19 protein-coding genes are annotated in these 23910 nt (G+C 54.9%); 10 read left to right on the top strand and 9 right to left on the bottom strand.

Annotation, left to right across the window (positions count from 1 at the left end; translation table 11 throughout):
• A partial coding sequence (envZ, locus tag ACJ9N4_RS18660) for a two-component system sensor histidine kinase EnvZ (RefSeq protein ID WP_411500707.1) occupies positions 1–816 on the bottom strand: 816 nt, incomplete at its 3' end.
• Entirely contained in the window at positions 813–1532 is a 720-nt protein-coding gene (ompR, locus tag ACJ9N4_RS18655) for a two-component system response regulator OmpR (protein WP_001157751.1), read from the bottom strand. The genes envZ and ompR, both read right to left, overlap by 4 nt.
• A gap of 232 nt (positions 1533–1764) precedes the next feature.
• Between ompR and greB the strand changes: the two genes are divergently transcribed.
• The 5 genes from greB to feoC all read left to right on the top strand — a co-directional run bounded on the left by greB (position 1765) and on the right by feoC (position 7775).
• On the top strand, positions 1765–2238 hold the full coding sequence (gene greB, locus ACJ9N4_RS18650; protein WP_182272898.1) for a transcription elongation factor GreB: 474 nt from the start codon (positions 1765–1767) through the stop codon (positions 2236–2238).
• An 87-nt stretch (positions 2239–2325) separates the two neighbouring features.
• The gene (locus ACJ9N4_RS18645; RefSeq protein WP_411500706.1) at positions 2326–4656 is read left to right on the top strand and encodes a Tex family protein; all 2331 of its coding nucleotides are present in this window, start codon (positions 2326–2328) and stop codon (positions 4654–4656) included.
• Positions 4657–4950: 294 nt separating this feature from the next.
• Positions 4951–5178 (top strand): ferrous iron transporter A, encoded by a 228-nt coding sequence (gene feoA / locus ACJ9N4_RS18640; protein ID WP_008503050.1) that lies wholly within the window; start codon positions 4951–4953, stop codon positions 5176–5178.
• A gap of 30 nt (positions 5179–5208) precedes the next feature.
• A complete protein-coding gene (gene feoB / locus ACJ9N4_RS18635) occupies positions 5209–7527 on the top strand; it encodes a Fe(2+) transporter permease subunit FeoB (RefSeq protein WP_411500705.1) in 2319 nt (772 codons plus the stop codon).
• 11 nt (positions 7528–7538) lie between these two features.
• Entirely contained in the window at positions 7539–7775 is a 237-nt protein-coding gene (gene feoC, locus ACJ9N4_RS18630; RefSeq protein WP_182272901.1) for a [Fe-S]-dependent transcriptional repressor FeoC, read from the top strand.
• 33 nt (positions 7776–7808) lie between these two features.
• Here the strand turns inward: feoC and ACJ9N4_RS18625 are convergent, their stop codons facing one another.
• Entirely contained in the window at positions 7809–8078 is a 270-nt protein-coding gene (locus tag ACJ9N4_RS18625) for a YdgH/BhsA/McbA-like domain containing protein (protein ID WP_182272902.1), read from the bottom strand.
• Positions 8079–8189: 111 nt separating this feature from the next.
• Positions 8190–8963 carry a pimeloyl-ACP methyl ester esterase BioH gene (gene bioH, locus ACJ9N4_RS18620; RefSeq protein ID WP_411500704.1) on the bottom strand — a complete coding sequence of 258 codons (774 nt, stop codon included), beginning with the start codon at positions 8961–8963 and terminating at the stop codon, positions 8190–8192.
• Positions 8964–8999: 36 nt separating this feature from the next.
• Here bioH and gntX point away from each other — a divergent pair, with 36 nt between their 5' ends.
• The 3 genes from gntX (at position 9000) to gntT (ending at position 11998) form a co-directional block, all read left to right on the top strand.
• Positions 9000–9683, top strand: a complete 684-nt coding sequence (gntX, locus tag ACJ9N4_RS18615) for a DNA utilization protein GntX (protein ID WP_182272904.1) — start codon at positions 9000–9002, stop codon at positions 9681–9683.
• 61 nt (positions 9684–9744) lie between these two features.
• The gene (gene nfuA / locus ACJ9N4_RS18610) at positions 9745–10320 is read left to right on the top strand and encodes a Fe-S biogenesis protein NfuA (protein WP_014072124.1); all 576 of its coding nucleotides are present in this window, start codon (positions 9745–9747) and stop codon (positions 10318–10320) included.
• A 361-nt stretch (positions 10321–10681) separates the two neighbouring features.
• A complete protein-coding gene (gene gntT, locus ACJ9N4_RS18605; protein ID WP_182919057.1) occupies positions 10682–11998 on the top strand; it encodes a gluconate transporter in 1317 nt (438 codons plus the stop codon).
• A gap of 36 nt (positions 11999–12034) precedes the next feature.
• Here gntT and malQ read toward each other — a convergent pair whose 3' ends face one another.
• Both malQ and malP read right to left on the bottom strand, forming a co-directional pair.
• Entirely contained in the window at positions 12035–14116 is a 2082-nt protein-coding gene (gene malQ, locus ACJ9N4_RS18600) for a 4-alpha-glucanotransferase (protein ID WP_182272906.1), read from the bottom strand.
• 9 nt (positions 14117–14125) lie between these two features.
• Positions 14126–16519 (bottom strand): maltodextrin phosphorylase, encoded by a 2394-nt coding sequence (malP, locus tag ACJ9N4_RS18595; RefSeq protein WP_411500703.1) that lies wholly within the window; start codon positions 16517–16519, stop codon positions 14126–14128.
• A gap of 584 nt (positions 16520–17103) precedes the next feature.
• Here malP and malT point away from each other — a divergent pair.
• Positions 17104–19809: an HTH-type transcriptional regulator MalT gene (malT, locus tag ACJ9N4_RS18590; RefSeq protein ID WP_182919060.1), complete on the top strand. Its 2706-nt coding sequence runs from the start codon at positions 17104–17106 to the stop codon at positions 19807–19809.
• Positions 19810–19871: 62 nt separating this feature from the next.
• Here malT and ACJ9N4_RS18585 read toward each other — a convergent pair whose 3' ends face one another.
• The 3 genes from ACJ9N4_RS18585 to glpE are packed head-to-tail and all read right to left on the bottom strand — an operon-like array spanning position 19872 to position 21863.
• A complete protein-coding gene (locus ACJ9N4_RS18585) occupies positions 19872–20630 on the bottom strand; it encodes a DeoR/GlpR family transcriptional regulator (RefSeq protein WP_182272909.1) in 759 nt (252 codons plus the stop codon).
• Positions 20631–20646: 16 nt separating this feature from the next.
• Entirely contained in the window at positions 20647–21477 is an 831-nt protein-coding gene (glpG, locus tag ACJ9N4_RS18580; RefSeq protein WP_182919061.1) for a rhomboid family intramembrane serine protease GlpG, read from the bottom strand.
• Positions 21478–21530: 53 nt separating this feature from the next.
• Positions 21531–21863 (bottom strand): thiosulfate sulfurtransferase GlpE, encoded by a 333-nt coding sequence (gene glpE / locus ACJ9N4_RS18575; protein WP_182272911.1) that lies wholly within the window; start codon positions 21861–21863, stop codon positions 21531–21533.
• 188 nt (positions 21864–22051) lie between these two features.
• On the opposite strand from glpE, the gene glpD reads away from it, so the two are divergent.
• The gene (gene glpD / locus ACJ9N4_RS18570; protein WP_182272912.1) at positions 22052–23560 is read left to right on the top strand and encodes a glycerol-3-phosphate dehydrogenase; all 1509 of its coding nucleotides are present in this window, start codon (positions 22052–22054) and stop codon (positions 23558–23560) included.
• The last annotated feature ends 350 nt before the right edge of the window (positions 23561–23910 follow it).

Below are 23910 nucleotides of genomic sequence, written 5' to 3'. Positions count from 1 at the left end.
CTTGTTAATGGACTCGGCGAGATAACCATCGTCTTCGCTCATCATCTCCGTCGCCAGGCGGATACGCGTCAGCGGGGTACGCAGGTCATGGCTGACGCCTGCCATCAGCAACGTGCGGTCGTCCGCCAGTTGCTTCACGCCTGCCGCCATATGGTTGAAGGCACGCGTTACCGAACGGACTTCCGATGCGCCGTATTCACGTAGCGGTGGTGGAATAATCCCTTTACCGACCTGCAGCGCAGCGTGCTCCAGGTCGACCAGCGGTCGGTTTTGTATACGGATAAACAGCCACGCCCCCCCTATCGCCAACAGCATGATGGCAAGGGTGTAACGGAACAGCGGCGAGAAGTCTCCCTGATGGATTTCGGTCAACGGGACGCGCACCCAGATGTTGGGTGACAGCCAGGTTTTCAGCCAGACGACCGGAGAGCTTTTGTTAACCTCAACGCGGACTTCCGTTGGGCCGCCAAGCTGCTGTGCCATCTGCTGGCTAAGAAATTCATAGTGCTGCGCCCAGCGCAGGCCCGCATCTTCTGCCGCTTCATTTGAATAGAGCGAAATGCCCAGCTCACGGTAGATTTCACGACGAAACGCCGGGGGAACCACTAACTGCGTGCCGTCCTCCAGCTGCAGTTTATCAGTCATCAGCATACGGACTTCGTACGCCAGAACCTTATTGAACTGCTGGAGGCTCGGCAGGATCGCAAAGTTCAGCACCACCAGGTAGGTCGTCACCAGGCTGACGAACAGCAGGGTGACGATCAGTAACAGAGTGCGGGCAAACGAGCTTCGCGGTGAGAAGCGCATTCGCCTCATGCTTTAGAACCGTCCGGGACGAACACGTAGCCCAGACCCCACACGGTCTGAATATAACGAGGATGCGCCGGATCTTCTTCCACCATGCGGCGCAGACGGGAGATCTGCACGTCGATGGAACGTTCCATTGCGGAGTATTCACGACCACGCGCCAGGTTCATCAGCTTGTCACGGGAAAGCGGTTCACGCGGGTGGCTGACCAGCGCTTTCAGTACCGCAAACTCGCCGCTGGTGAGTGGCATTGGCTCATCTTCGCGGAACATTTCACGCGTACCGAGGTTAAGCTTGAACTTACCAAACGCAATCACCGCTTCTTCCTGCGACGGTGCGCCCGGCAGCTCATTCGCCTGACGACGAAGAACGGCACGAATACGCGCCAGCAGCTCACGCGGGTTAAATGGTTTTGGAATGTAGTCGTCCGCGCCGATTTCGAGGCCCACAATACGGTCAACCTCTTCGCCCTTCGCCGTCACCATGATGATCGGCATTGGGTTACTCTGGCTACGCAGACGGCGGCAGATAGAAAGCCCGTCTTCGCCAGGCAGCATCAGATCAAGCACCATCAGGTGGAAAGATTCACGGGTCAGCAGACGATCCATCTGCTCAGCGTTCGCCACGCTACGAACCTGGAAGCCCTGCTCGGTCAGATAACGCTCAAGCAGCGCGCGCAGGCGCATGTCGTCATCCACGACCAGAATTTTGTAGTTCTCTTGCATTGTATGTACTCCCAAAGGTTCGGATAGTCTAATAACAGCGTATTCTAAAAAAGTGCACGTGTTCGACCAGCTAATTCTGGTATAAATTCTAGTCGAAATTGTTACAAAGCATATTTAACAGCAGCTTATCTGCACATTTCATCACATAAATCATTATTAATACTGTCTGTTAGACTATTTGATACGTAATGTGCGCAAGGTTTGCAATGAAGCCAGGTCTGAAGGTCACCGCATGAAAACGCCCCTGATCACCCGCGAAGGGTACGAAAAGCTCAAAAAAGAGATGGATTACCTGTGGCGCGAAGAGCGTCCGGAAGTGACCAAAAAAGTCACCTGGGCAGCAAGCCTGGGCGATCGCAGTGAGAACGCCGACTACCAGTACAACAAGAAACGGCTGCGCGAAATCGACCGTCGGGTGCGCTACCTGACCAAATGCCTCGAGAATCTCAAAATCGTCGATTACTCGCCGCAACAGGAAGGCAAAGTGTTCTTTGGCGCATGGGTGGAAATCGAAAATGATGACGGCAATACCCTGCGCTTTCGCATTGTCGGCTATGATGAAATTTTTGGTCGTAAGGATTACATCTCCATCGACTCGCCAATGGCCCGCGCGTTGCTGAAAAAGGAAGTGGGCGATTTAGCCATCGTGCAGACCCCTGCAGGTGAAGCCAGCTGGTACGTGAACGAGATCGCGTACGTTAAATAGTCCGAGAGCGCCCCCCACGGCTGGCATTTTGCCGTGCCAGCCCGTATAACTATCCCCTGATTTTTCGACTCAACAGATGATAAAGCCATGATGAAAGATTCGCTCTGCCGCATTATTGCGGGTGAACTTCAGGCCAGAGCCGAACAGGTAGAAGCTGCCGTTCGCCTGCTTGATGAAGGGAACACCGTGCCGTTTATTGCACGTTATCGTAAGGAAGTCACCGGCGGTCTGGATGACACGCAGCTACGTAACCTGGAGACCCGTCTGGGTTACCTGCGCGAGCTGGAAGACCGACGTCAGGCAATCCTCAAATCCATCGGCGAACAGGACAAACTGACCAGCGATCTGGAAAAGGCCATTAACGGTACCCTGAGCAAAACCGAACTGGAAGATCTCTATCTGCCGTACAAACCGAAGCGCCGCACGCGCGGGCAGATTGCGATTGAAGCAGGCCTGGAGCCGCTGGCCGATCTGCTGTGGAACGAGCCGTCCCACGACCCGGAAACCGAAGCCGCCAAATTTATCGATGCCGACAAAGGCGTGGCGGACACCAAAGCGGCGCTCGATGGCGCACGTTACATTCTGATGGAGCGCTTCTCCGAAGATGCCACTCTGCTTTCCAGAGTGCGTGATTATCTGTGGAAGAATGCGCACATTGTCTCTGCGGTGGTGGCAGGTAAAGAGGAAGAAGGCGCGAAATTCCGCGACTATTTCGACCACCACGAACCGATCGCTACCGCCCCGTCTCACCGCGCGCTGGCGATGTTCCGTGGCCGCAACGAAGGCGTGCTGCAACTCTCCCTGAACGCCGACCCGCAGTTTGATGAGCCGCCGAAAGAGAGCCACTGCGAGCAGATCATTACCGACCACCTCGGCCTGCGCCTCAACAACGCCCCGGCGGACAGCTGGCGTAAAGGCGTGGTGAGCTGGACGTGGCGTATCAAGGTGCTGATGCACCTCGAAACCGAACTGATGGGCACCGTGCGCGAGCGCGCCGAAGACGAAGCGATTAACGTCTTCGCCCGTAACCTGCATGACCTGCTGATGGCCGCCCCTGCAGGCCTGCGCGCGACGATGGGCCTCGATCCAGGCCTGCGTACCGGCGTAAAAGTGGCGGTGGTTGATGGCACCGGTAAACTGGTGGCCACCGACACCATTTATCCGCATACCGGGCAGGCAGCAAAAGCGGCTGTAGCGGTTGCGGCGCTGTGCGAAAAACACAACGTTGAGCTGGTTGCCATCGGTAACGGTACTGCATCTCGCGAAACCGAGCGTTTCTACCTCGACGTTCAGAAACAGTTCCCGAAAGTCACGGCACAGAAAGTGATCGTCAGTGAAGCGGGTGCATCGGTCTATTCCGCCTCTGAACTGGCAGCGCTGGAATTCCCGGATCTGGACGTTTCCCTGCGTGGTGCCGTTTCAATCGCTCGCCGTCTGCAGGATCCGCTGGCGGAGCTGGTGAAGATCGACCCGAAATCTATTGGTGTCGGCCAGTATCAGCACGACGTGAGCCAGACTCAGCTGGCGCGTAAGCTGGATGCGGTAGTGGAAGACTGCGTAAACGCCGTCGGCGTAGACCTGAACACCGCCTCCGTCCCCCTGCTGACCCGCGTGGCGGGCTTAACCCGCATGATGGCACAGAACATCGTCACCTGGCGTGATGAGAATGGTCAGTTCCAGAACCGCCAGCAGTTGTTGAAGGTAAGCCGTCTGGGGCCAAAAGCCTTTGAGCAATGCGCGGGCTTCCTGCGCATCAACCACGGCGATAACCCTCTGGATGCGTCAACCGTTCACCCGGAAGCCTACCCCGTTGTCGAGCGCATTCTGGCGGCCACACAGCAGGCGCTAAAAGATCTGATGGGCGATAACAGCGCGCTGCGCAACCTGAAAGCCTCTGATTTCACCGACGAACAGTTCGGCGTGCCAACCGTTACCGACATCATCAAGGAGCTGGAAAAACCGGGCCGCGATCCGCGTCCTGAGTTTAAGACGGCGACCTTTGCCGACGGTGTCGAGACCATGAACGACCTGCTACCAGGTATGGTGCTGGAAGGTGCGGTCACTAACGTCACCAACTTTGGTGCGTTTGTGGATATCGGCGTGCATCAGGATGGTCTGGTTCACATTTCATCGCTGGCCGATAAGTTCGTTGAAGACCCGCATACCGTGGTCAAAGCGGGCGATATCGTGAAGGTGAAAGTGCTGGAAGTGGATCTGCAGCGCAAACGTATCGCCCTGACTATGCGCCTGGACGAGCAGCCCGGTGAAACCAACGCACGCCGTGGCGGCAATGGTGGAGGCCGCGAGCAGCAGCGTCCTGCAGCCAAAGCAGCGAAGCCGCGTGGGCGTGACGCCCAGCCTGCGGGTAACAGCGCGATGATGGATGCGCTGGCGGCGGCGATGGGTAAGAAGCGCTAACCCTTCACCCTCTCCCCAATGGGGAGAGGGGAATTTAATTAACTCGCTGACCCAACGTTACTCATCAAATATGAAACCGATTGCATATCCATATTTAAACCACTAATTATCCTTCCGTTAACAAACTCCCGCGTTTTACTTTTTTCCGCATTTCATAAAATATTGAGCAAGGTCAAACAGGCCGTAAATTCATACCCAAAACTACATTCCGTCACAGTTTTATGATTGATGATAAAAACTATTCTCATTATCATCACAGAGTAGATAATTTAACCTCTCGTGGAATCAGGCATTATGCAATTCACTCCAGACAGTGCATGGAAAATCACCGGTTTTACCCGTGAAATTAGCCCAGCCTATCGGCAAAAGCTGCTGTCGCTGGGCATGCTACCCGGCTCATCATTCCAGGTCGTGCGCGTTGCCCCGTTAGGAGATCCTGTTCATATCGAAACCCGACGTGTGAATCTGGTTCTGCGTAAAAAAGACCTCGCATTAATAGAAGTCGAAGCCTTATCCCGATAACAAGCCAGCGGTTTCAGTGAGTTTACGATAATGAAAAAATTAACTATTGGCTTAATTGGCAATCCTAATTCCGGCAAGACCACGCTATTTAACCAGCTGACGGGTGCGCGCCAGCGCGTCGGTAACTGGGCGGGCGTGACGGTTGAGCGTAAAGAAGGCCAGTTCGCGACAACAGACAATCAGGTCACGCTGGTTGACCTGCCAGGCACGTATTCGTTAACCACCATCTCGTCACAAACGTCTCTCGATGAGCAGATTGCCTGTCACTATATTCTGAGCGGCGACGCCGATTTGCTCATTAACGTCGTGGATGCCTCGAATCTGGAGCGCAACCTGTATCTGACGCTGCAACTGCTGGAGCTGGGTATTCCCTGCATTGTGGCGCTCAACATGCTCGACATCGCGGAAAAGCAAAAGCTGCGCATAGATGTCGATGCCCTCGCCACGCGCCTGGGCTGCCCGGTTGTCCCGCTGGTTTCCACCCGCGCACGGGGTATTGATGCCCTGAAGATGACCATCGACCGTCACGTGAGCAATCAGGATGTTGAGCTGGTGCATTATGCACAGCCGCTGCTGCGCGAAGCCGGCCAGTTGGCGCAAGAGATGGACAAAAGCATGCCGGAAAAACAGCGTCTGTGGCTCGGGTTGCAGATGCTGGAAGGCGATATCTACAGTCGCGCCTATGCAGGCGATGCGGCAGATAAGCTGGATGTTGCACTGGCACGTCTGAGTGGCGAGCTGGATGACCCTGCGTTACACATCGCCGACGCACGCTACCAGACCATTGCGGCCATTTGCGATGTGGTCAGTAACGCTCTGACGGCTGAGCCAAGCCGCTTTACCGCCGCCGTGGATAAAGTGGTGCTCAACCGCTTCCTTGGTTTGCCGATCTTTTTACTGGTGATGTACCTGATGTTCCTGCTCGCCATTAACATCGGCGGCGCACTCCAGCCGATTTTCGATGCGGGTTCCGTCGCGATATTCGTGCACGGTATTCAGTGGGTGGGTTATACCCTGCACTTCCCGGAATGGCTGACTATTTTCCTCGCCCAGGGGATCGGTGGCGGTATCAACACCGTTCTGCCGCTGGTACCGCAAATCGGCATGATGTACTTGTTCCTCTCCTTCCTTGAGGATTCCGGTTACATGGCGCGCGCGGCCTTCGTGATGGATCGTCTGATGCAGGCGCTGGGTCTGCCGGGTAAATCCTTCGTCCCACTGATTGTCGGTTTCGGTTGTAACGTGCCGTCGGTGATGGGCGCACGTACGCTGGATGCACCGCGCGAACGTCTGATGACCATCATGATGGCACCGTTTATGTCCTGCGGCGCACGCCTGGCTATCTTTGCGGTCTTTGCAGCGGCCTTCTTTGGTCAGCAAGGGGCTCTGGCGGTGTTCTCACTGTATGTACTCGGCATCGTCATGGCGATCCTGACGGGGTTGATGCTGAAACACACCATCATGCGTGGCGAAGCGTCACCGTTCGTGATGGAGCTTCCGGTGTATCACGTGCCACACCTTAAAAGCCTGGTGATCCAGACCTGGCAGCGCCTGAAAGGGTTTGTTCTGCGCGCCGGTAAAGTGATTGTCATCGTAAGCATCTTCCTGAGCGCACTGAACAGCTTCACCCTGAGCGGACAAGCGGCAGATAACATCAACGACTCCGCCCTCGCCTCCGTCAGCCGTGTCATCACACCGGTCTTCAAACCCATCGGTGTACATGAGGACAACTGGCAGGCGACCGTTGGCCTGTTCACGGGAGCGATGGCAAAAGAGGTGGTTGTTGGTACGCTGAACACCCTCTTTACCGCAGAAAACATTCAGGAACAGGCCTTCAACCCGGCAGAATTTAACCTCGGTGATGAACTGCTGGCTGCCGCAGAAGAGACCTGGCAGAGCCTGAAAGACACCTTTAGCCTGAGCGTGCTGGCGAACCCTATTGAAGCCAGTAAAGGCGATGGCGAAATGGCCACCGGCGCAATGGGTGTGATGAGCGAGAAATTTGGCAGCGCGTCTGCGGCCTATAGCTACCTGATCTTCGTGTTGCTCTATATTCCATGCATCTCCGTCATGGGGGCCATTGCCCGCGAGTCCAGCCGCGGCTGGATGGGCTTCTCTATCCTGTGGGGGCTAAACATTGCCTACTCGCTGGCGACGCTCTTTTACCAGACCGTTAACTTTAGCCAGCACCCACGGTACAGCCTGGTCTGCATCCTGGCAGTTCTGCTGTTCAACGTGATCGTTCTCGGCCTGCTACGTCGGGCGCGCAGTCGCGTTGACATCAACCTGCTGGCGAACCGCAAAACCGCGGCGTCCTGCTGCAACAGCCCGGCTGGCGACTGTCACTAAGGAGAATGACAATGGCATCATTGATACAGGTTCGCGATTTACTGGCGTTACAGGGGCGAATGGACGCGAAACAGCTGAGCCTCAGCCTGCATACACCACAACCAATGATTGATGCCATGCTGGAGCGACTGGAAGCGATGGGAAAAGCCGTGCGCATTCAGGAAGATGCGGATGGTTGTCTCTCTGGCAGTTGCAAAAGCTGCCCGGAAGGAAAAGCCTGCCTCAGGGTGTGGTGGGCGCTGCGTTAATAAAGCCGGGCAATGCTGCCCGGCTTTAGTGTATTACTTATAAACGTCTGCTGTTGCACGTACGTTTTTGGTATCTTTCGATGCGCTGGTGACCACGAAATATTTGCCACCCAGTTTATCCGCTTTCTTCGACAGCTCTTTTCTCGCGTCCATTGGCGCGGTGGTGTCAGACGTGGAAATCTGACCAATCTTGGTCAGATGCATCCCTTTCACCTTGTCTTTTTCCAGCTCTTGCGCCGCAAACACGCCAAATGACAGTGACCCAATAACCAGAGAAGTGACAATACCTGTAACAAGTTTCATAACCTGATTCTCCATAGGATTGTTGTTTTGATTATCGAAAGCAGAACAACCGCAACGACATCTGGAGTATGGTTGCGGTAGGTGACTTTTTCCAGGATGGATAGAAAATAATCAGTCTAAACGTTGACTTAAAGCAACAAGCGCTGAACAAAACTCCGCGGGATGAGAGATAAACGGCGCATGTGCGGCTTTGGGCACAACCAGCGATTCGCTTTCTGGCCACAGTGCATCCAGTAATGGGATCACTTTGCGCGGCACAAGGCCGTCAAGGTTGCCATAGATACGCAGGTGTGGCATGGCAAGCAATGTCAGCGATTCACGCAGATCGACGGTTTTCAGTATTTCCAGTCCCCCGTTAAGCACCTCTACGTCCGGCATCGGCAGGGAGAGCACCGTCTGTTTCAGCATACGGGCATCCTGACGTGCAGTTTCGGTTCCCATCGTCTGCAATGCCAGGAAACGCTCAACCGTCCGCTGGAAGTCTTCGCTCAGCTGCTGCTGGAACCCGGCCAGTACCTCGGGTTTGATACCCGGCCATGCGTCCTGCGCACTGAAGCACGGTGACGAGGCTACCGTCACCAGTGCCTGCACGCGTTCAGGGTTTGCCAGTGCAATCCTGCTTGCGACCAGCCCACCCAGGCTCCAGCCCAGCCAGATGGCATTTTGCGGCGCGGCATCCAGAACGTGCTGCGCCATCTCATCGAGCGACATCGCACCAAAGCCGTGGCTACGGCCAAAACCCGGTAAATCCACCAGGTGCAGGGTAAAATGCGAGGCAAGTTCCTCGTTTATGCAATGCCACACTTCAGCATTCAGTCCCCATCCGTGCAGCAGCACAAGATGGCAATTTCCCGTCCCTACGGTCTGCCACCACAGAGTCTTCATCAGTTACTGTTCTCTTTTTTTACATGGAGGTTGTACATGCTAACAGTGCCTGGCTTGTGCTGGCTATGTCGAATGCCACTTGCGCTGAGTCACTGGGGTGTCTGTTCTGTCTGCACGCGCTCACTGGAAGGCCGTATCACGGGGTGTCCACAGTGTGGTTTACCGGCCATGAGCCGGGTATTTCCCTGTGGCCGCTGCCTGAAAAAATCACCACCGTGGAGCGCCCTGGTGGCGGTTGATGATTATGTCCCACCGCTGAGCGGGCTTATCCACAAGCTGAAGTTTTCCGGCCAGACAACGCTGGCACACCCTCTGGCTCGCCTGTTGCTGTTGGCGATTTTGCAGGCCCGACGCACCCGCGCCCTGCCGAAAGTCGACATGGTAATGAATGTGCCGCTGCACCCACGTCGTCACTGGCAGCGTGGCTATAACCAGAGTGACCTGCTCTGCCAGCCTCTCGCGCGCTGGCTGGGATGTCGGTATGCGGTTTCAGCGCTTAAACGCGTCCATGCCACCGCGGTACAACATCAGCTCAATGCCCGGCTTCGCAAAAGAAACCTGAAAAATGCCTTTCGCCTTGAATTACCGGTCGAAGGTCTCCATATCGCGATTGTGGATGATGTCGTCACCACGGGCAGTACCGTTGCTGAACTTTCCCGACTGCTTTTGCAAAGCGGTGCCGCGTCGGTTCAGGTATGGTGTCTGTGCCGTACCTTGTAGCCCTTCTTCATTGGGCGTATTATTATACCCAAGTAATTTAGTCAACTATTAGGCCAAAGCTATGATCCGTATTTCCGATTCTGCACAAGCGCACTTTGCCAAACTGCTGGCAAATCAGGAAGAAGGGACGCAGATCCGCGTGTTTGTGATCAATCCAGGCACTCCGAATGCAGAATGTGGTGTCTCTTATTGCCCTCCGGACGCGGTGGAAGCAACCGACACAGCCCTTAAATTTGAACAGCTCACCGCTTACGTTGATGAGCTCAGCGCACCGTATCTTGACGATGCGGAAATTGACTTCGTCACCGATCAGCTGGGTTCTCAGCTGACCCTGAAAGCACCCAACGCAAAAATGCGTAAAGTGTCTGACGATGCCCCGCTGATGGAGCGCGTTGAGTACCTGCTGCAATCCCAGATCAACCCACAGCTGGCAGGTCACGGCGGCCGTGTCTCACTGATGGAAATCACTGAAGATGGCCTGGCGATCCTGCAATTCGGCGGCGGCTGTAACGGCTGTTCAATGGTCGACGTCACGCTGAAAGAAGGGATCGAGAAGCAGCTGCTGAACGAATTCCCTGAGTTGAAAGGCGTGCGCGATCTGACCGAACACCAGCGCGGCGAGCACTCTTACTACTAAGCCGTCTGCCTTTGCCCGGTGGCGCTGCGCTTACCGGTCCTACAGCGACGCTACACATCTTGATTCGTAAGCCGGGTAAGGCGAAGCCGCCGCCCGGCTTTTGTTTGCCCGCCTCTCCCCTCTGTATATGTTGACCTGCGTCTCATAATTTAAATTTTGCCGCTCAGGGTGATTCTCAATCACGCCATGTTACCCGTATCATTCAAGTGGGCACTAAGCACTCTTATAACAGATAACTACATTTAATAGTTTCACAGGTATCCGTGTTAGTGCCGTTCACACTCTGTTCCCAGTTGGGACGAGCGGAAATCGTCATTGACACAATGACGTTACCCATAACAATTCAAAGGCCAGGTAAATCATGCCATTAGTCATCGTCGCTATCGGTGTTGTGTTATTACTGCTCTTGATGATCCGTTTCAAAATGAACGGATTTATCGCTCTGGTTCTGGTGGCACTTGCAGTCGGTCTGATGCAAGGGATGCCGCTGGTTAAAGTTATTAGCTCGATTAAAGCAGGTGTAGGCGGTACGCTCGGCGGCCTGGCGTTGATCATGGGCTTTGGTGCCATGCTCGGCAAAATGCTGGCAGACTGCGGTGGTGCGCAGCGCATCGCAACCACACTTATCGCCAAATTCGGTAAGAAAAATATCCAGTGGGCGGTGGTATTAACCGGTTTTACCGTCGGTTTTGCGCTGTTCTATGAAGTGGGCTTCGTGCTGATGCTGCCACTGGTGTTCACCATTGCGGCTGCGGCAAATATCCCACTGCTGTATGTAGGTGTGCCAATGGCGGCGGCGCTGTCCGTGACGCACGGCTTCCTGCCACCACACCCTGGCCCAACCGCTATTGCAACTATTTTCCACGCCGATATGGGTAAAACACTGCTGTTCGGTACAATTCTGGCGATCCCAACCGTCATTCTGGCAGGTCCGGTATACGCGCGCTTCCTGAAAGGTATTGATAAGCCTATCCCGGAAGGTCTGTACAGCGCGAAAACCTTCACTGAAGAAGAGATGCCTGGCTTTGGCGTCAGCGTCTGGACATCTCTGGTACCGGTGATCCTGATGGCCATGCGTGCTATAGCAGAGATGATCCTGCCAAAAGATCACGCCTTCCTGGCCGTTGCGGAATTCCTGGGTGACCCGGTCATGGCAACACTGATTGCGGTACTGATCGCGATGTTTACCTTCGGTCTGAACCGTGGTCGTTCAATGGATCAGATCAACGACACGCTGATCTCTTCCATCAAAATCATTGCCATGATGCTCCTGATCATCGGCGGTGGCGGTGCGTTCAAACAGGTTCTGGTCGACAGTGGCGTGGATAAATACATCGCCTCCATGATGCATGAAACCAACGTGTCACCACTCTTTATGGCCTGGTCTATTGCTGCGGTTCTGCGTATTGCGCTTGGCTCTGCAACCGTTGCGGCAATTACTGCGGGTGGTATCGTTGCGCCGCTGATTGCGACCACCGGCGTCAGCCCTGAGCTGATGGTTATCGCGGTCGGTTCCGGTAGCGTGATTTTCTCTCACGTAAACGATCCGGGCTTCTGGCTGTTCAAGGAGTACTTCAACCTGACGATCGGTGAAACTATCAAGTCCTGGTCAATGCTGGAAACCATTATTTCGGTGTGTGGCCTGGTCGGGGTTCTGCTGCTGAATATGGCACTCTGATGTAAAAAAAGAACCCGCCAACAGGCGGGTTCTTTTTTATTTCTTCTTCACTACAGCTTTTCTGCGCTTATCCAAATCCTTAATCAGCTTGTTCACCCCCTCATCGGCAAACATCTTCTCAAGACTCACGGACAACTTACGACGCCAGTTCTTGTACTGATAGCTGGTTCCCGGAATGTTCACCGGCCCGGCCATATCAATCCAGTCTTCCGGCTGCAGACCCAGCAAGGCACTGTTACTGTCAGCGATGTAGCGTTGTAACCCCCGGTTAAGCGTGGGGGTCATCGACATCAGCGAAGCCTTATGCCCGGCACGTTTCGGCAGACAGCCATGCTTATGCAGCGCATCCAGCAGCCCCTGCTTCGCCAGCTCGCGATCCTGATACAGACCGCATAGCACCTCTTCATCAGGATAAAGACCCAGCGTTTTACCAAGCGTCAGATCGCCGCTTTCCCAATAGCCACGCAGCGTAGGAAGATCATGCGTCGTCGCGACTGCCATTGACTGTTCCGGATACGCTTTTGGCGCGCGGAAGGTTTTCTCATGGTTGTTTTCAAAATAGAGCACTTTGTAGGAATACACGCCGCTATCGCGGAGCTTGCTGACGATCTCCACCGGTACGGTACCGAGATCTTCACCGATCACCATGCACTGATGGCGTTTACTTTCCAGCGCCAGGATCGACAGCAGATCGTCAACCGGATACTGCACGTAAGCCCCGTGATCCGCCGTTTCACCATAAGGGATCCACCACAGGCGCAGCACGGACATCACGTGGTCAATACGCAGCGCCCCGCAGTTTTGCATGTTGGCGCGCAACAGGTCGATAAACGGCTCGTATGCGCGCGCCGCCATCACGTGTGGATCCATCGGCGGTAAGCCCCAGTTCTGACCGAGCGGGCCAAGAATATCCGGCGGTGCACCAACAGAGGCTTTCAGGCAGTAAAGCTCGCGATCACACCAGGTTTCCGCCCCCCCTTCTGCCACACCGACGGCCAGGTCACGATACAGGCCGATCGGCATTTTATAACCCTGGCTCACCTGCCAGCAGGCCGCAAACTGGCTGTACGCCAGCCATTGCAGCCACAGGTAGAAGTCCACCTCATCGGCATGCTTTTGACAAAATGCTTTCACTTCAGGGGTGTCTACGGATTGATATGCCTGCGGCCATACCGGCCAGCCCCAGCGCATTTCATCCTCTTTCACCTGATATGCATGCAGCGCATCGAACGCCGCCTGCCAGTAAAGGCTCTCACCTTCCTGCGTCACAAACTGACGGAAAGCCGCCATTTGTTCATCATCACGCTTCGCAAAGCCTTTCCACGCCAGACGCAGCGCGGCCATCTTCAGGGAGGTGACGGTAGAGTAATCGACCCACTCCGCATCGCGGGCCTCTTTCAGCATGTGCTGCGTCGTCGCGAGTTTCCACCACGACTGCGCCTCTTTGCTGTTTTTGAAATCCTCTAACGCGTTAACGTCGATATAAATCACGTTCAGCCAGCGGCGAGATGACGGGCTATACGGGCTGGCACTTTCCGGGTTCGCCGGATAGAGCGCGTGGATCGGGTTGAGGCCGATAAACGCACCGCCGCGTTCGCCGACGTCCGTCAGCATCTTTTTCAGGTCGCCAAAATCACCGATGCCCCAGTTGCTGTCGGAGCGCAGCGTGTAGAGCTGCACGCATGCACCCCACAACTTTTTGCCTTCGAGCAATGCCTGTGGCTCATAGCAGCGTTTTGGCGCAACAATCAGCCGGCAGTGAAAACGCTGGTCGTCCTGGGTGAGCGTTAATGTGTGGTAGCCCTCCGGCAGTTTTGCCGGAAGGTTAAGAGCCTTGCCTCCAGTGGCATGGCCTTTGTGCTGATGACCCTCTTCAGTGGTGAGAAGCCAGCTAAACTCGCCTCGCCCCTCCACCGTCAGCGGCATCTTTTTGCCCGCAGTAAAGACCTTCACGTTCGGTACCGGAGCAACCGACGCTTTCGCGTCGGCTTTGTGCATGGCATCCAGCAAACGTCTTTTGGTGTCAGCGCCAATAGACTGTGGTTTGCCGTGAGCATTAATGTAACTGAGGCTGATCCCCGCCGCCTGCGCGGCACTATCCAGACGTTTACTCTCCATCGCGCTTCCTTAGCGTTTTGCCTGCCAGATACGAGCCTGATAATCACGGATTGAGCGGTCAGAGCTGAACATACCGCAGCGGGCAGTGTTCAGGATGCACGCCCGGGTCCAGGCTTCCTGGTCGCGATACAGCACGTCGACCTGTTTTTGTGCTTCCACGTACGCCGCGAAGTCCGCCATCACCAGATACGGGTCGCCGCCGTGTTTGTTCATGCTGTGCAGCATCTGGTCAAACGTGTGCTTGTCGCCATCGCTGTATTTACCGCTTTCCAGTTCTTTCAGGACAGCATCAAGCACTTTGTCCTTCTTACGCCATTTCACCGGGTCGTAACCTTTGGCCTTGATGGCTTTCACTTCTTCAACGGTATGTCCGAAGATAAAGATGTTCTCTTCCCCGACCTTCTCAGCAATTTCAACGTTCGCACCGTCAAGCGTACCGACGGTGAGCGCGCCGTTCAGCGCCAGCTTCATGTTGCCGGTACCGGAGGCTTCTTTACCCGCCGTGGAGATCTGCTCGGAGATATCCGCCGCCGGGATCAACATCTCTGCTGCGGAGACACAGTAATCCGGCAGGAACACCACCTTCAGCTTGTCGCCCACTTTCGGATCGTTGTTGATCGCTTCTGCCACTTTGTTGATGGCGAGGATAATGTTTTTCGCCAGGTAGTAACCCGGTGCCGCTTTTGCACCGAACAGGAACACGCGTGGAACGCGGTTAGCTTTCGGGTTCTCGCGGATCTCTTTATACAGCGCCAGAATGTGCAGCAGGTTCAGGTGCTGGCGTTTGTACTCATGCAGACGTTTAATCTGGATGTCGAAAATGGCCTGTGGGTTGATCTCAATCCCGGTACGCGCTTTTACAAACGCCGCCAGACGCACTTTGTTCTCCAGCTTGATGGCGCGGTACTGTTCACGGAATTTCGCGTCGTCGGCGTATTTTTCCAGATTGATGAGCTGATCCAGATCGTTGGCCCACTCTTTCTTCAGGGTTTTATCCAGCAGGTCGGCCAGCAGCGGGTTGCACTGCTTGATCCAGCGACGTGGCGTGATACCGTTGGTCACGTTGTGGAATTTGGTCGGCCACAGGTGGTGGTATTCCGGGAACAGATCTTTCACCACCAGATCCGAGTGCAGCGCCGCCACACCGTTGACCGCAAAACCGCTCACCACACACATGTTCGCCATGCGCACCTGTTTGTCGTGAACCACAGCCAGCTTCGCCCACACCTCTTTATTACCCGGCCAGGTCTTTTTCACCAGCACTTTAAAGCGGTCGTTAATCTCATTGATTAACTGCATGTGGCGCGGCAGCAGCGCCTTCACCAGCTTCTCATCCCAGCACTCCAGCGCCTCTGGCATCAGCGTATGGTTGGTGTAGGCAAACGTACGGCTGGTGATTGCCCAGGCGTCATCCCAGCTCAGTTGATGTTCATCAATCAGCACACGCAGCAGTTCAGGGATCGCAATGGTCGGGTGGGTGTCGTTAAGCTGAATCACTTCAAAGTCTGGCAGCTGTGCCAGCTTGCGACCTGCCAGGTGATGACGACGCAGAATATCCGCTACGGAACAGGCACACTGGAAGTATTGCTGCATCAGACGCAGTTTCTTGCCCGCCAGATGGTTGTCATTCGGGTAGAGCACTTTCGTCAGTTTCTCAGCGTCGATACCCTGTTGCTCAGCACGCAGGAAATCACCGTCGTTGAATTTGGTCAGGTTAAACGGATGAGCATGCTTCGCCTGCCACAGGCGCAGAGGTTGTGCCACACTGTTACGGTAGCCCAGCACCGGCAGATCCCAGGCTTCACCGGTAAGCGTAAAGGCAGGTTCCCAGACCCCTTGTTTTGATACCTTACCGCCAATGCCCACCTGCACATCAAGCTGCGCATTGTGGCGGAACCACGGGTACGTATTGCGGTGCCAGTCATCCGGTGCTTCCATCTGATGACCTTCAGCAAACGACTGGCGGAACAGACCGTACTGGTAGTTCAGGCCATAGCCAATTGCCGACTGACCTACCGTTGCCATTGAATCAAGGAAACAGGCCGCCAGACGCCCCAAACCACCGTTACCCAGTGCCGGGTCAATCTCTTCTTCCAGCAGGTCTGTCAGGTTCACGTCGTGCTCTTTCAACACGTCGCCCACGTCCTGATACCAGCCGAGGTTCAGCAGGTTGTTGCCGGTCAGACGGCCAATCAGGAATTCCATCGAAATATAGTTCACATGGCGCTGGCCTTTAACAGGCTTTGCTACCGGTTGAGCATCCAGCTGCTCTGCGAGCGCACCGCTCACCGCCTGCCACCACTGGTGAGGCGTCATCTCGTTTGCAGCATGAAGACCAAAACGCTGCCACTGACGCGTCAGGGCAGCCTGAAATTGAGCTTTGTTGAAGGTAGGCTGTGACATAGGGAATCGGCATCCTGTAGAGAGAAAACACATGTTGGCGCTAGTGTGCCTGGCTCACTTCGCCACTTCCTCCTCCTGCGGGGGATTAGGCAGGGAGGAGTAGCGGGGATGAGCATAAAAGTGTGATCAAGGCCACTCTGAGAGCATAGTTTGAGTGTGCCCCGAAGGGAAAAAGATAACCGGGGAGAGTGTCAAAAAAATGAAATGCGGTTTCGTAAAAAATTAATACGCGTGGAAATGATTACTTACGCAGAATAATATTTCTGCCATTGGGGCCTCTCTCAGAACACTATTAATCCCTCTCAACTTTACCGAAACTTTATTAACTTTGGCGTCATTATACCTTTATGAAACCAGTTTCAGCGTACCCGCACTGAATGTACGTAATCCAGCATCCACGCGGCATTCGGGCCATTCTAAAAAGTTCCGGTTCCAGGTGGAATGTTTTGTGACAGAGTGCAAATTCACAGCCACAAAACCCAGACATAACTTGCAATAGTTCTCTTTCTGGCCGACCTTATAGCTATTAATTACGAAGCGCAAAAAAAATAGATTCCCTCGTTCCCCACAGTGAAGTGAAAACTATGTTGATTCCGTCAAAATTAAGTCGCCCGGTTCGTCTTGACCATACAGTGGTCCGCGAACGTCTGTTGGCTAAACTTTCCGGCGCGCATAATTTCCGACTGGCGCTGGTTACGAGCCCTGCAGGTTATGGAAAAACAACGCTCATTTCGCAATGGGCCGCAGGTAAGAGCGATCTTGGCTGGTACTCCCTCGACGAGGGCGATAACCAGCAAGAGCGTTTTGCCAGCTATCTGGTTGCCGCCATTCAACAGGCAACCAATGGACACTGCACGACCAGTGAGGTAATGGTGCAAAAGCGCCAGTACGCCAGTCTGTCCTCGCTTTTTTCACAGCTGTTTATTGAACTGGCCGAATGGCATCGTCCGCTGTATGTGGTGATTGATGATTATCATCTGATCACCAACCCGGTTATCCACGAGTCGATGCGTTTCTTCCTGCGCCATCAGCCGGAAAACCTGACCCTGGTCGTACTGTCGCGTAACCTGCCGCAGCTGGGTATTGCCAACCTGCGCGTACGCGATCAGCTACTGGAAGTGGGTAGCCAGCAGTTGGCCTTTACCCACCAGGAAGCCAAACAGTTCTTTGACTGCCGTCTGACCTCACCCATTGAGGCCTCCGAAAGCAGCCGCCTGTGCGATGATGTTGCAGGCTGGGCCACAGCGCTGCAGCTGATTGCCCTGTCTGCCCGGCAAAACAAAAGCCCGACGCATCAGTCTGCGCGTCGCCTGGCGGGTATTAACGCCAGCCATCTGTCCGATTATCTGGTGGATGAGGTACTGGACAGCGTCGATCCTTCTACCCGTAATTTCCTGCTAAAAAGTTCCCTGCTGCGTTCCATGAACGACGCGCTGATTGTGCGCGTGACCGGCAGCGAGAACGGCCAGCTCCAGCTCGAAGAGATTGAACGTCAGGGCCTGTTCCTGACGCGCATGGACGATCCTGGCGAATGGTTTAGCTATCACCCGCTGTTTGGCAGCTTCCTGCGCCAGCGTTGTCAGTGGGAGCTTGCCGTCGAGTTGCCGGAGATCCACCGCGCTGCCGCCGAAAGCTGGATGGCGCAAGGTTTCCCGAGCGAGGCAATCCACCACGCGCTGGCTGCCGGTGATGCCAGCATGCTACGCGATATCCTGCTCAACCATGCATGGGGCTTATTTAACCACAGCGAACTGACGCTGCTTGAAGAGTCATTAAAAGCCCTGCCGTGGGAAAGCCTGCTGGAGAACCCACGTCTTGTGCTCCTGCAGGCCTGGCTGATGCAAAGCCAGCATCGCTACAGCGAAGTGAATACCCTGCTGGCACGCGCCGAGCAGGAGATGGAAAGTGAAATGGATATCACGCTGCACGGTGAATTTAACGCGCTGCGCGCACAGGTGGCAATTAACGCGGGTGACCCGGAAGAGGCGGAGCGCCTGGCGATGGTTGCTCTTGATGAGCTGCCGCTGGCAAACTTCTACAGCCGCATCGTTGCCACCTCAGTACACGGTGAAGTCCTGCACTGCAAAGGTGACCTGACGCGTTCCCTGTCGCTGATGCAACAAACCGAACAGATGGCACGTCGCCATGATGTCTGGCACTACGCGTTATGGAGCCTGATCCAGCAAAGTGAAATTTTATTTGCTCAGGGGTTCCTGCAAGCCGCCTGGGAAAATCAGGAAAAAGCATTCCAGCTCGTTCGTGAACAACATCTGGAACAGCTGCCAATGCACGAGTTCCTGTTACGTATTCGCGCTCAGCTGCTGTGGGCGTGGTCGCGTCTGGATGAGGCAGAAAGCTGCGCCCGCCAGGGTGTTGACGTGCTCTCAGGTTTCCAGCCACAGCAGCAGTTACAATGTCTCGCGCTGTTGGTGCAGTGCTCGCTGGCACGCGGGGATTTGGATAACGCCCGCAACCACCTTAACCGCCTGGAAAACCTGCTCGGTAACGGCCAGTACCATTGCGACTGGGTTTCGAACGCCGATAAGGTACGGGTCATTTACTGGCAAATGACCGGCGACAAAAAATCTGCCGCCAACTGGCTACGCCAGACGCCTAAACCGGCATTCGCTAACAACCACTTCCTGCAAAGCCAGTGGCGGAACATTGCCCGCGTGCAGATCCTGCTTGGTGATTTTGAACCAGCCGAGATTGTGCTGGAAGAGCTGAATGAAAATGCCCGCAGCCTGCGTCTGATGAGCGATCTAAACCGTAACCTGCTGTTGCTTAATCAGCTCTACTGGCAGGCTGGGCGTAAAAATGATGCCCAGCGAGTGTTGCTGGAAGCATTGCAGCTGGCTAACCGCACCGGGTTTATCAGCCACTTTGTGATTGAAGGCGAAGTGATGGCGCAACAACTGCGTCAGCTTATTCAGCTCAATACGCTGCCAGAGCTGGATCAGCATCGCGCACAGCGTATTCTGCGTGAAATTAACCAGCATCATCGCCACAAGTTTGCGCACTTTGATGAGAACTTTGTTGAACGCCTGCTGAATCACCCTGAAGTGCCGGAACTTATCCGCACCAGCCCACTCACCCAGCGTGAATGGCAGGTTCTGGGGCTGATCTATTCAGGCTACAGCAATGAGCAGATTGCCGGTGAGCTGGCGGTGGCGGCAACCACCATCAAAACGCATATCCGCAATTTGTACCAGAAGTTGGGTGTGGCACATCGTCAGGATGCCGTACAACATGCGCAGCAATTGCTGAAGATGATGGGGTACGGGGTTTAAGGTCTGTTCGGCCTGATGCCCTCACCCCGGCCCTCTCCCACAGGGAGAGGGAGAAAGGCTTTTCAACACAACTCTAACTGCAGATTATTATCCTTAATCACCTGCATCACACCTGCTGGCGGCATCACGTCGGTATAGACCGCATCGACCATACTGATACTGCCCATATTCACCATCGCGTTACGACCAAACTTGGAGTGATCCACCACCAGCATGACATGACGTGAGTTTTCAATAATGGCCCGCTTGGTGCGCACTTCGTGATAATCAAACTCCAGCAACGAGCCGTCGCTGTCGATACCGCTGATCCCCAGGATGCCGAAATCGAGGCGGAACTGAGAGATAAAATCGAGCGTCGCTTCACCAATAATACCGCCGTCACGGCTGCGCAATTCGCCGCCCGCGAGGATGATGCGGAAATCATCTTTCTGCATCAGGGTATTCGCCACGTTCAGGTTGTTGGTGACCACGCGCAGGTTCTCGTGTTCCAGCAGCGCATGGGCGACTGCTTCCGGCGTGGTGCCGATATCAATAAACAGCGTCGCACCGTTCGGGATCTGGCTTGCCACTTTACGGGCAATGCGCTCCTTCTCTGCCGTTTGCGTTGCTTTGCGGTCATGCCAGGAGGTGTTAACCGAGCTGGACGGCAGCGCCGCGCCGCCGTGGTGGCGCAGAATACGGTTTTGATCGGCCAGGTCGTTCAGGTCACGACGGATGGTTTGTGGGCTGACGGCAAACTGTTCCACCAGCTCTTCGGTACTGACGTATCCCTGCTTTTTTACCAGTTCGATAATGGCGTCATGACGTTGTGTTTGTTTCATCAAATATCCCTGGAAATTATGTTCGTTTTCGCGCATGAAGCGTATCGGCAAAGGCCATCGCCAGCCCGACGGCCAGCCCGGTAACGTGCGCACCGTTGGCGATAGACATGCCAAACAAATCAAACCATCCGGCAATTAACCATATTAATGCAAAGGTTATCAACCCGCGTTGCAAATAGATACCGCTGGCAGGATCGCGCTCGCCTCTGAGCCAGACGTAGCCCATCAGGGCATATACCACACCAGATAAACCGCCAAACCACGGGCCGCTGAATTTGTGCTGCACATAGCCGCTTAACAAGGCACTGATAATTGTAATAACAATCAGTTTGCCACTGCCCAGACGTTTCTCCACGGCACCGCCGAGATACCACCACCACAGCAGGTTGAAGAGAATATGCATCACCGAGAAGTGCATCAGCGCATGGGTAAAATAGCGCCAGACATCAAATTCCAGCGAGGGATCATACGGCCACGCCAGGGCGATCATCACGCTCTGGTCGCCCGCCACATTCATAATAATGAAGACGATAATGCAGGCGGCCATCAGTAGCAGCGTAAACGGGCCTGCGCGCTCGCGAATGGTGGCAAGGAAAGGAAAACGACGGTAGTGCAACCCGCTGCCGGTCTGGCCGGACTGCCAGCTTGCCGCCAGATAGCGCGGATCGCCAGGGTTCTCCAGGAAACGCGCCAGCTCTGCATTCACTCGTGCGGCCTGACTCTCGTCCGCCAGCCAGACGTCGGTCTGAGTATGTTGTTGAATGGTCAGGATGACGCCCTGCGTCGCCATATAATCGACAAACGCCTGGGCGACGCGCGGGTTGGTAAAAGAGGTGATCATCAACATGAGCAGCGGTCGCTTATTTCCACACAAAGGGGAACAGTATAGAGCGAATGGTTTTAGCCGCCAAACGCGTGCTCAACTTCTGCCGGGAAATGACGATGCCAGGCATCGAAACCACCATCGACACTGTACACCGCGTCGTAGCCCTGCTGGAGCAGATACTGCGCCGCCCCTTTACTGCTGTTGCCGTGGTAGCACATCACCATTACCGGCGTGTCGAAGTCGTTATCACGCATAAACGCACCCAGCGTGTCGTTGGTGAGGTGGAACGCGCCCGGCGTGTGGCCCATCGCAAAACTCTGCGGATCACGGATATCCACCAGCACCGCCGTTCCCTGGTGCATCTTCTGATGGGCTTCTTCTACGTTAATACATTCAAAGTGATCCATGGTGTTCTCTTTACATTGGTCAACGGCACTATTTTACCCCGTAGTGTACGTCCTGGCGGCAGGTAAACGCCATTATGTTATCCATATCACTCTAAATTGTTTTTTTGATGTTACCAAAAGCGCGTTCCTTTGCTATTATGAGCGATATCGAACATTTTTGAGCTTTAACGAAAGTGCGTGAGGGTGACATGGAAACCAAAGATCTGATTGTGATAGGCGGTGGCATCAACGGTGCCGGGATTGCGGTCGATGCCGCAGGACGCGGATTATCCGTACTGATGCTGGAAGCTAACGATCTCGCCTGTGCGACATCGTCCGCCAGCTCAAAACTGATCCATGGTGGCCTGCGCTACCTGGAACACTACGAATTCCGCCTGGTCAGTGAAGCACTGGCCGAACGTGAAGTGCTGCTGAAGATGGCTCCGCACCTGGCGATCCCAATGCGCTTCCGCCTGCCACACCGTCCACACCTGCGTCCGGCATGGATGATCCGAATTGGTCTGTTTATGTACGATCACCTGGGTAAACGTACCAGCCTGCCAGGTTCGAATGGTTTGCGTTTTGGCTCAGAATCGGTACTTAAGCCTGAAATCGTGCGCGGATTCGAATATTCCGACTGCTGGGTGGACGATGCGCGCCTGGTCCTGGCCAATGCGCAGATGGTAGAGAGGAAAGGTGGCGAAGTGAAAACCCGTACCCGCGCCACCGCTGCCCGTCGTGAAAACGGCTTGTGGATTGTCGAAGCGGAAGACGTGGACACTGGCGAGAAGTTCAGCTGGAAAGCGCGCGGCCTGGTGAACGCCACCGGTCCGTGGGTGAAACAGTTCTTTGACGAGGGAATGCACCTGCCTTCACCTTATGGTATCCGTCTGATCAAAGGCAGCCACATTGTTGTGCCTCGCGTGCATACCCAGAAACAGGCCTACATTCTGCAGAACGAAGATAAGCGCATTGTGTTTGTGATCCCGTGGATGGACGAGTTTTCCATCATCGGCACCACCGACGTGGAGTACAAAGGCGACCCGAAAAACGTCGAGATTGACGAGAGCGAAGTGAACTACCTGCTGAAAGTGTATAACGCGCACTTTAAGAAACAGCTGGCACGTAATGATGTGGTCTGGACTTATTCCGGTGTGCGTCCGCTGTGTGATGACGAATCTGACTCACCGCAGGCTATCACCCGCGACTATACGCTCGATATTCATGACGTAGACGGTCAGGCACCACTGCTGTCGGTGTTTGGTGGCAAACTCACCACTTACCGTAAACTGGCCGAACACGCGCTGGAAAAACTGGTGCCGTACTACAAAGGTATTGGCCCGGCATGGACGAAAGGCGCGGTACTGCCTGGTGGTGATATCGGTGGCAACCGCGATGATTATGCCGCGAAACTGCGTCGTCGCTACCCCTTCATTACTGAATCAATGGCGCGCCATTACGCCCGCACCTACGGCAGCAATACCGAATGGATCCTCGGGGAAGCGAAAGAGATTGCCGACCTGGGCGAACATTTTGGCCACGAGCTGTATGAAGCCGAGCTGCGTTATCTGGTCGAACATGAATGGGTTCGCCGCCTGGATGATGCCATCTGGCGTCGTACCAAAGAAGGGATGTGGCTGGATGCCGAACAACAGTCTCGCGTTGCACAGTGGCTGCTGCAAAACGCGGGGAAGCGTGAGTTGTCGTTGGCGTCGTGATGTAAATTAGTGAGGCCTCTCCCATCAGGAGATGGCCGCAAACAGTAAAAACGGCAACCTCGGTTGTAATGCCAGACAGTTAAGCGACACCAGGGCACTTTATTATTTCAGTGGTATCGTTCCGTTCACTCAGACATTCCTGCTACCTGCATAATCCGCTGCGGTGAACGTGTTAAGGGGGCTATCGCGCCCCCTTAACCTTCTTCATCGCCTGAATGTGGCACGGATGTTGAGTCCCCGCTGAAATCGGCGAACCAGAGACCGGATGACAAAGGCTGGACGCCAGGGATGGCGGCCAGAGGCGAAACGAGACAGGACAAAATTGCCGGGAGCAATTTTGAACAACGCTT

This window comes from Enterobacter sp. LM3, assembly GCF_046622475.1.
Classification (GTDB): Bacteria; Pseudomonadota; Gammaproteobacteria; order Enterobacterales; family Enterobacteriaceae; genus Enterobacter; species Enterobacter cloacae_P.
Note: the sequence above shows the minus strand (reverse complement) of the source record. Positions and strands in the feature narration are given on the sequence as shown.